A 9,360-nucleotide genomic window follows, 5' to 3' on the forward strand; every position below is an offset into this window, starting at 1 on the left:
GCCCAGAACCCACTCCCGCAGACACTCACCGCTTAACCTGCAGAAACAGGATCACGCGAAGATCGATTCATACACCACGTCCGTGGACGTGACCGGAGCCTGAGCGCTGCCGAGTTGCTCGATGGCCTTGCTGAAGCGGTCGGTGTCGTGCGGTGGAACACCACTTTCAGCGCCAGCTTGGTGGCTACGTCTCGGTGGGGTCGCCGCCGAGAAGGCCACACTCGCCGGGATCGCTTAGGGCTGTCTGAACACGCCGCTGTCGAAACCGTCCAAACGGGTAGCCCGGCGGGCAAGGCCCTACGGTCGGGGTCGGTGAAAGGGCGACATAATCGAGATGCGTGGTCTCCGCGCGGCAGGACCATCTCCGTCATTGAGGATCGCGGCGCCTCCGCGGACTGCGACACAGGCACTTAGCGTACTTGGGCGGTAACTGATATGAAGGACTCGCGGGCCAAGCGCTGAGGAGGGGGGGCTGGCCCGCAGCGGGTTGTCTGGCTTGCGGCGCGGCCTCTCGCCAGACCGCCCCCTACTCGCAACCATCCGACCGAAGGACGGCAAGTCGCAACGAACCCCGCCCATAAGGTCAAAAACCGCGCAAGTATCCGCCCCGAACCGGCCCGGCATGCTGCGCCCCGGTCATGACGACCCGCACCATGACATTGCGGTCTTCCCAGAGTCGACGCAGGCGCGGGGCCGCCCCGGCGGAACACTGCTACTCACCGTGCCGGGACCTCAGCCGATGGCTTGAGGCATGGGACAGCCGGGGGCGGCAATCGGGGGGAGGCCGCCCCCGGCATGCGGACCCGACATGCCACGCACCGCCGCGCCGCACTCTCAAACGGGATGTTCCCACCCCTCACCGTCAGGCGAACTACCCCACGTCGCGACAACACATAGTGACCAGTCAGAGATCAGAATCTGAGTTCGAAGACAGGCCTCAGGGGGCTGCCCGCCGAGCGGCGAGTTCGTCCTTTGCTGCCGCCTCGATGCTCGGCCGCAGCAACCTGCGCAGCCGCTCAGGCGTGAGCGGCCTTCCCGCGTTCACAAGGAACAACGCCAGCAGCTCGCGATGCTTCGGCGCGTCGGCGTGCGACCTCGGCCGTCATCGTCGCGTACCTCGAGCAGCCCAAGGATGCGAAATTTCCACCCACGCCTTCCTTCGGGGAGGAGATCTGGATCAGAATGGCACACTTGATGACTCCTCTCACCCCATCCGACCCGCGGCGTTTGGGTCGTTACTGGCTGGCCGGCCGGCTGGGCGCGGGCGGCCAGGGCGTCGTCTACGAGGGCTACGGCGAGGCCGGAGAGCGGGTCGCGATCAAGGCCCCCAGGTACGACAGCGCCGAATCACGCGCCAGACTCGCGAAGGAGGCGGCGGCGGCCCAGCGGGTGGCCTCGTTCTGCACCGCCAAGGTGATCGAGGCACAGGTCGATTCGGCGCCGCTGTACATCGTCAGCGAGTTCGTGCCGGGGCCGAGCCTGAGGCGGGTGGTGGCGGAGTCGGGGTCGTACGAGAAGGACGCGCTGCGCCGGCTGGCGATCGGGGTGGCGACCGCGCTGACCGCCATCCACCAGGTCGGGATCGTGCATCGCGATCTCAAGCCGGACAACATCATCATGGGGCTGGACGGACCGCGCCTGATCGATTTCGGTGTGGCCCGTGAGGTGGGGCCGACGACGAGCGGGCCGATCATGGGCACCCCCGGATACATGCCGCCGGAGGTGTTCTCCGGGCGGGGCGCGAGCGAGGCGGCCGACCTGTGGGCGTGGGCGATGGTGGTGCTGTTCGCGGCCCGGGGCAAGGACGTGATCGAGGCGGGGGATCCGGCGGCCGTCATCGGGCGGGTGATGGAGTTCGAGCCGGACGTGTGCGGCCTGCCTGAACCCCTGGATGCGTTGGTGGCCGCAACGCTCGCCCGGGATCCCACGGAGCGGCCCGCTGCCGGGGAGGTGCTGCTGCGGCTGCTGGGCCAGGACGGCGAGGCGCCGCTCCGCCGCGGCGATGACCTGCTCGAACGCGGCCTTACGCAGGCGGGTGCCCTGACCGGACGGCCCGAGCCCGATCTGGGCGCGATCGCGGAGGAGCTCTACGGCGAGCTGACCGAGGCCGAGCGTGCGACCGCGCCCGAGGTGTTCCTGCGGATGATCGACGGTGACGAACTCCGGCCCGTCGGCAGGGACGAGCTGCCGGAATCGCAGGCCGTGGACGCGATGCTCACCGTGTTCGGCGCCGCGGGCCTGGTCACGCGGTCCGGTACCGCGTACGAACTGGCCACGCCCGGCCTCCTGCACGCCTGGCCCCGGCTGCGCGACTGGGTGGCGGGCAACCGCGAAGGGCTGCCCGTCCACCGGCGACTCGCCGAGGCGGCCGCGCTGTGGAACGAGCACGGCAGAAGACCGGCCGACCTGCTGCACGGCTCGGCACTCGATCGGACGCTGCAGTGGGCTGCCACCGCGCACAAGGACCTCACGCTGGGACGGCGCGAACGCGAGTTCCTCGACGAGGCGGTGAGCCTGGCCCATACGAGGGCGAGGAGACGCCGTCTGGTCGCGGCGGCCCTGGCCGTACTGCTCGTGGTCGCGCTCGGCGGGCTCGGGACCGCGGAGTACTTGCGCAGGGAGTCGAGCCGCCAGCGCGACGATGCGCTGGCGCGGGAGCTCGTGCTGCGGGCCACCGACCTGCGACAGAGCGATCCTCAGGTCGCGAAGTTGCTGAGCGTGGCCGGCTGGCGGCTGAGCCCGGGGCTGCCCGAGACCCGCGGTGCGCTCTACGACTCGCTCTCTCAGACCACGGCCTCCGTCTTCCTCGACCCCGGCTACAGGGCCGCGACCGTGCAGAACCTCAGCCAGGACGGCCGCGTGCTCGTGTCCGTGGACGGCGGGACAGCCAGGATCTGGGACGTCACCGGCCAACGACGGATCGGCGTGCTGTCCGGGGTGAGCACGGAGGTGTCCCAAGCCGCGCTCGCCCCCGACGGGCGCACCCTGGCCCTCCTCGACCACGAGGGGGTACGGCTGTGGGACACGCGCACCGCAAGACCGCTCGGCGTCCCGATCGCCCGTCAAGGCAGGCGATCGGGCGGCGGCACGCTGAGCTTCGACGGCTCCGGGCGCTACCTCGCCATCCCCTGGGGAGCGAAAGCCCTGCCCGGATGGTGGGACGTCGCCAAGCGTAAGGAGCTCACCGCTCCCTCGGGAGCCGCGCTCAACGCGATCAGCCGCGATGGCCGCTTCGGCTACGTGATGAAGGGCCATGACGCGGAGTTGTGGGACCTGCGCCGGGGCGAGAGGACGCCGATCCCGTCGCTCGAGCAGGACAAGGGCGTCATCAACCAGACCACCTTCAGCGACGACGGCAAGATGATGATGACCACGGAGCTGGTGAATTCGAAGGAGACGAGCAGGATCCGTATGTTCGAGCTGCCATCCGGCGAGGAGGTGATGGAGCAGGAGGGCGGGTTGGGCCCGGGGGGCGGAGTGGGACCGGAGGCCGGGTTCGTCTTCGGCGACGCTTTCATCGCCAACTGGGGCGGCCGGGAGCGACTGACCTTGCAGCGGCGCTTCACCTATGACCCGGTGCACGGCCAGGACATGTATGACACGGTGTACAGCCAGGCCATGCCCGCTTTCGTCGGCGGGCTCCGCTTCGACCTCGCCGGCCGGGCCGTCCGCTATCTGGATGAACACGGCGCCGTCCATACCGAGGACGTTTCGATGGTGTTCGACCCGCCGATCGGCGGCGGCAGCGAGAGCGGGAACGTACGGCTGGCCCCCTCCGCGCGCGTGCTGGCCGCGATCTGGGAGGACCGGGTAGAGGTCAGGGACGCGGCGACGGGCCGCGCTTTGATGAAACTGATCAGCCGGTCGGGCGGTGGCGGCGCGACCGCCTTCAGTCCCGACGGCCGCCGGCTCGCCCTGGCCGCCGACGACACGGTCCACATCGTGGATCTGCCCGGGTATAAGGTGTCGGCCCGGCTCAAGCTGGGGGGCGGCGTCGAGCAGGGTGCCCGGGCGCTGGCGTTCAGTCCGGACGGACGCACGCTGGCTGTGTCGCGCTACGGGGAGCATGGTCGCGTCGAACTGTGGGATCTCGAACGCGGATCTCAACGAGCGAAGTCCGGGACGGGCGCGAACGACCTCGCCTTCCGCCCCGACGGACGGCTGCTCGTGACCGGAAACCCGCTCCAGCTCATCGATCCGGAGAAGGGCGTCATCCGGCCTCCCGAACAGGGCACCGGGCAGCTCGCCGGCGCTTTCGCCTTCAGCCCGGACGGCCGGCAGGTGGCCTTCTCCGGGCCCGGCCGACTCACTTTGTGGGACGGCGACGTCAGGACCAGAATCGCCGAGTTCCCCGCGGTGCCGGGCAGCGAGGTCACCATGCTGGCCTGGTCGCCTGATGGGCGCACGATCGCGACGTACGAGAAGGGCTTGCGCGTACGTCTGTGGGACGTGCCGAGCCGGCGACCGCTGGGCCTCGTCTTCGACGGCAAGCAGGCGGCGGACGGCGCTGACGGCGGGTGGGTGGCATTCTCTGCGGACGGCACGAAGCTCCACACCGCCGCCCCCGACGGCACGATCCGTGTGTTCGACGTGGACGAGCGGCACGTGGCCGCGACCCTGTGCATGCGCGCCGGTCGTACGCTCACCGCCGGTGAATGGTCCCGCCACCTGCCTGGCGTCGAACCGTTCACGATGTGCCCTGGCTAGTTAGGGTCTCGGGGGATACCGGAGCAACCAGTGAGGTGGTCGGGGTAGAGGGCATCCAGACGCTGTTTGGCCACGCTCGCTTGTCTTCCTCGCCGGTGATTCGTTCGTTGCCCGCCTTCGCCCCGCGCCTTCCTCTGCCGGTACGCCGACACGCAGCGCCTCGGCGAGCCCTCTGCTCTGTTTCCACGACCTGGGATCGTCACCACCTGGGTGCCGGCACGCCTGCCGACCGCGCCCCCTCACGCGCGCCGCAGAAGCCGCCGATGTCCTGGCCGCTTTCCTGAAGGCTCTTCACCAACCCGCCCCCGCAGGCGCCCGCTGGCCGCTTTGGCCGCGAAGGGTCGCTGGCCGACTGCTCTGAGGGGGTGACCAAGCAGCTCGCCGAAGCCGCTGAGCTGGGTCTGACCCCGGCGCAGGCACCGTCCACGCGGTCTGAGCCGACGCCGCCGCGCCGGACTGGGCCGGCCCGGCGCGGTGGCTCCACGGCGACCTGTTTCCGGCCAACTCCACGGCACCATCTGCGGCGTGATCGACTTCGGCGACCTGTTCGCCGGCGATCCGGCCGCCGACCCCGCCGCCTGGACCCCGCCGCCTGGACTCCGCTGCCGGACGGCACCGCCGACAGCTTCTATGGCGCGTACCAGCCCGCCCCGGACGCTGCAACCCTGCGCAGCGCCCGCGGATGGGCCGTGATCGGCGCCCTCGTCGGCCGACGCCCAACACGTGCCATGAGGGCGAGGACTGCGAGGAGATATGGCACATGCGCAGACGTCCTTTCGGTCGCCGCCTATGGTCGTTGCTCTTGTCGTGATCGACGCGTGTGATGCTCTACGCGATTCGGCCTAGCGGACCATCTTGAGCCCGGTGTGCCAGACGTACCCGTGGCCCCCGCCGTTCAGGTTCCAGACTTCGGTCCACTTCCAGGTGGGCTTGTTGTCCCAGCAGTAGCCGTGGAACTTGGTGCCCTTCTTGGCCACCCGGTAGCCGGAGCTGAGGCTCTCGCGCTTGTGCACCTTGACCGCCCACTTCGCCTGGACGATGCAGGGCCACAGAGCGGCCGAGGCCTGGGTGGCGCCCTCGGTGGTGCCTTCGGTGGCGCTGGTGGCGTGTGCTGAGGAGACCAGCACGCCGGAGGTGAGCGCGGCCGCCACGGCTAGGGTGGCGATCTTTCCTACGGATCTCATGCCGCAAATGTGCGCCTCCAGGTGTTGAGGATATGTTGAGAATCCGTCGAGCTTCCTGGACTGGGCCGCACGCCCGAGGGAGACGTCGTCTACACAAGGCCCTCGACGACGGAGAGCTACTCCCACAGCGCCTGACCCGATAGCTCGTCCACGGCGCTCTGGACAAGCCGTCACCTGAGACGCTCGATGGCGTGGGGCCGATGAAGGAGGTCCCACAGCCGCGATCGCCCCCGGCCCCGTGCAGCGGGTGCCGAAGTGAGGCGATCGTGAGGCCTCAGCCCGGTGCGGTCGTGGTCGAGCGTCAGCGATCCAGGACGTTGCGGTATGCGTACTGGCGAATGTCGCCGGGGGGAAGAGGCGCCGGCACCACTGGGCCGCAGGGTCGCGCCTGGGCCGTGCGGCGTTCGGGCGCGGGGCCACCTGGCGGACGGGCTTGGACGCCTGGTGTGCCGTCGGGGTTGGCTGGGTGGGGGGCGGCGGCCAGGTGAGCGCCCGGGTGCTGGACGTCGGCGCGATGGCCGGGTGCGGGCTGCGGGCGCCGGCGAGGCGGTGACGAAGGTCATCGACGACCTGATCGACGCTATCGGTACCCGGTCACGCAGCCAGCTGACCAGCTACGCCTTGAGTCCTTCCTGCTGCTGGGCAGCTCCGGTAATCACTCCAAGAGGCGAAGCAGGGCTCGCCCGGGGAGGCGTGAAAGCGCCTTCCAAGCCGGGGTTTCCGGGTTGTTCTGCCGTTGACTGGCTTTGTACCGCATCGTGCCCTCGGCTTGGCGCCGTCGGCGGTGGCGATGCCCTCGGCCTGGCGTTCGGCACGCAGTTCCAGCTCGTACTCGGCGGGCCGCGGCAGGACGGCGAAGACGAAGCGGCCGTCCTTGGTGTTCAGGTTGAAGTTCTCGGCCAGGGAGACGATCTTAACGCTCACCAGTATTCATGGGTCTTTAGGCAAATCAGGCATGTCAGGTGCACTGCCTCGGTACTACCGCCCTGAGCGGGCAGTGGCCGCCAAAGAGTCGGTGGTCGTGGGTGGTGGTCGATGAGGACTTCGGGTTGCATGTCGAGGCGTGCGCGTACCTGGCGCGCGGTGTAGAACACCGCGACCAGCGTGGCCAGCCCAGTCGCCGCCGCCAGCACCCGGCCACGGACCGCATCCAGGGCCGCCGCCAGGTCCTTTCCGGCCAGCCCCGTCGGCCCGCCGATCGCGACCTCGTCCAACGTGCTCCAGCACCCAGCGCGTCCCCGGGCTCAGCACCCAGACGATCCCCATCACCAAGGTCATGCCGACCGCGGCCACCGCCGCCGAGAGAGGTTTCACGGTCTCCACCGTGATCCGAATCGCTGCCCGTAGCTAGAGCCCCCGATACGCCCCATGGCCCGTTCCTGCCGTACTTTTTGGCATTCGAAGAAGGCGCGCCGGACGACTACCTCCGTCAGCCCCGAATCCGAGCCAGGTGGCACACCCGCACCGCACCCATCGCGGCTCAGGACCTTGTCGGTGATGCCCCGTACGAGGCCGTCGGCGGCGGGCGGGATCACTCTCGCCGGGTGATGTAATGATCGCCGCAATGGCAAGGGAGGCCAAAGAGGGCCAGGGCTCAGGGGTTATTGCATACCCCGACGCGTACCGAGGCCGTCTTCGATTCGCCCAGTACCTCGTGCTACCGAGTACTGCGGGAAGTCATTCGAACAAGGGACGAAGCTTGCGCTCGAACGCCTTGCCGTCGATGCCGCGCGCCAGCTTCCAGGTGGGTTTCACCATCTCCAAGGGACAGCTGTCCTTGTCCGCCTGCGTCCCCGGCACGGTGAACCGCCTGATCACCCTGCCGCTGCGCGCTTCCCGCACCACCACGCGGTAGACACTCTCGAAGACGTCGAAAGTGTGCGGCGCGCCGAACTCAACTCCGCGGATGGACGAGTAGTAGCAGGTGACGCTCCGGCCGGAGTCTCGCGTCGTCTCCACGCGTACGCAGATGAGCAACTGGACTTCCCCCTCAGCACGCCCAGAGTCCTCTCCGCGCGGTTCCCAGCGGTCATCCAGGCCGAACTCGCCGTACACGAGGGGGTTCTCATCGGTGTAGGAGGCCAGCGCCATCAAATGAGGTCCCCGACCCGCGTACGACCGGGCTTCGGTGTTGTAGACGGCGACGCGCGGTGACCGGCAGGCCGATGTCTTGTCCTCGGCCGTCGTGGGTCCCGCCGGCGGGGCCAGCGAAGGAAGTCGGCCGGTGGGCGGCGGGCCGCCAGGCCGGTCGGTCGGCCAGGCGCACGAGCCTGATGCCGTGATGGTGAACGTCTGGCCGGCGGCGGCGTCCTTCTTGCCGGCCTCGACCTTGTCGGCGTTGGGCTTTTCGGTCCCGGCCGACAGTTGCGCACGCATGTGGGTGCCGTCCGCATGCACACCGCTGACGACGTGGCCGCGGCCTTCCTCGAAGTCCTCATCGACGTTGGCGAAGCCGTTGTTCGACATCCACTGCTGCGCGTCGCCGAGAGTCTTGCGAACCTGCCCCCTGAAGGACACGGCGATCTTCGCCTGCGGTAGGACGCCCCAGGCAGGACTGTCGCCACCGCAGCCCGCGACCCGCGACACGGCCGGTTTGGAGGCGCGCGCGCCCGGTGGCAGGCCCTCCGTCACGAAGCGGGACAGGTGCGTGGTCAAGCGCTGCTCCCACTCCTGCGTCGCCACGGTCGGCACCACCGCCGGCTCCGGCCGTCGATCTTTCTCGGAGGCATCGGTGCAGGCACTCAGAAGCATCGTGCACATCAGTGCCGCCGTCATGCTCCTCGTGGTGGTCATGGGGTCCCGCTCACGGCGTGGAGTTCGGTCGGGGACCTCGGGCCGATCACACACGTCATCCTCACTGAGGAACCGACCCGCTGTAAACCGTCGAGCGGCCGTTCGGTACTAAGAACGCCGGAAGCAACGTCCTGGGGTCCCGCCAATGTCCCACCGACACGATCACCGCCGCCCGAGCACCTCAGCGGGCAGGCGGTGTCACGGGCATCACCGCGGCCGGAGCACCTGGATACGCGTTCGCCCGCAACATGCCGGGGACGCCAGCCCAGGTACCTTACGAGCCTGACAAGATCACATCTCTCTGATCTGCGAGAAGGCACCAAGAACCCAAGATAAGGCCGGCCCCGCCGGCCGGACTTCCCGAACTTCGGTGTGTTCCGGCCTGCGGCTTGGGCAGCAGCGCCTCCCATTTCGGCCGTGCCACGCCGTGCTTGCCCGACCCCGGGCTTGAGCAGCAACCGAACGACCAGTGGCGCCTGCGAGCTCAGGGCTGGGTGGCGGGGCACACCGTGAAGGGCTCGATGCCCGCCAGGTAGGTCTGCCACTCCTCGGCCGACAGCGCGCGGCCGGCGCGGGCGCAGACCTGCGTGACCAGCCGCCGCTCGTCGAGGTCGTGGGTGCGCAGCGTGCCGTCGGACGTCAGGCTGTAGATCTTCGTGCCGTCCGGGGAGAAGCC

6 protein-coding genes are annotated in these 9,360 nt (G+C 69.2%); 1 reads left to right on the plus strand and 5 read right to left on the minus strand.

The window, feature by feature from the left end:
- Positions 1-1,194 precede the first annotated feature (1,194 nt).
- Positions 1,195-4,707 (plus strand): serine/threonine-protein kinase, encoded by a 3,513-nt coding sequence (locus ABZX61_RS65410; protein ID WP_355213157.1) that lies wholly within the window; start codon positions 1,195-1,197, stop codon positions 4,705-4,707.
- An 842-nt stretch (positions 4,708-5,549) separates the two neighbouring features.
- On the opposite strand, the gene ABZX61_RS65415 is transcribed toward ABZX61_RS65410, so the two are convergent.
- The 5 genes from ABZX61_RS65415 to ABZX61_RS65435 all read right to left on the minus strand — a co-directional run.
- On the minus strand, positions 5,550-5,891 hold the full coding sequence (locus tag ABZX61_RS65415; RefSeq protein ID WP_355213147.1) for a hypothetical protein: 342 nt from the start codon (positions 5,889-5,891) through the stop codon (positions 5,550-5,552).
- A gap of 594 nt (positions 5,892-6,485) precedes the next feature.
- Positions 6,486-6,815 (minus strand): hypothetical protein, encoded by a 330-nt coding sequence (locus ABZX61_RS65420; RefSeq protein WP_355213149.1) that lies wholly within the window; start codon positions 6,813-6,815, stop codon positions 6,486-6,488.
- Complete coding sequence (locus ABZX61_RS65425; RefSeq protein WP_355213151.1) at positions 6,812-7,105, minus strand: hypothetical protein; 294 nt, start codon at positions 7,103-7,105, stop codon at positions 6,812-6,814. The genes ABZX61_RS65420 and ABZX61_RS65425 overlap by 4 nt, the downstream gene beginning before the upstream one ends.
- A 463-nt stretch (positions 7,106-7,568) precedes the next feature.
- Positions 7,569-8,666, minus strand: coding sequence for a hypothetical protein (locus tag ABZX61_RS65430; protein ID WP_355213153.1), 1,098 nt, complete (start codon positions 8,664-8,666; stop codon positions 7,569-7,571).
- Positions 8,667-9,168: 502 nt separating this feature from the next.
- Positions 9,169-9,360 (minus strand): hypothetical protein (locus ABZX61_RS65435; RefSeq protein WP_355213155.1); only part of this gene is annotated, 192 nt, incomplete at its 5' end.

The organism is Nonomuraea sp. NPDC003709 (assembly GCF_040610775.1).
GTDB lineage: Bacteria > Actinomycetota > Actinomycetes > Streptosporangiales > Streptosporangiaceae > Nonomuraea > Nonomuraea angiospora_A.

Excerpts from the sequence above, each read along its gene's own strand:
- ABZX61_RS65410 (WP_355213157.1), top strand. The coding sequence starts at position 1,195 with ATGACTCCTCTCACCCCATCCGACCCGCGGCGTTTGGGTCGTTACTGG.
- ABZX61_RS65415 (WP_355213147.1), bottom strand. The coding sequence starts at position 5,891 with ATGAGATCCGTAGGAAAGATCGCCACCCTAGCCGTGGCGGCCGCGCTC.
- ABZX61_RS65430 (WP_355213153.1), bottom strand. The coding sequence starts at position 8,666 with ATGACGGCGGCACTGATGTGCACGATGCTTCTGAGTGCCTGCACCGAT.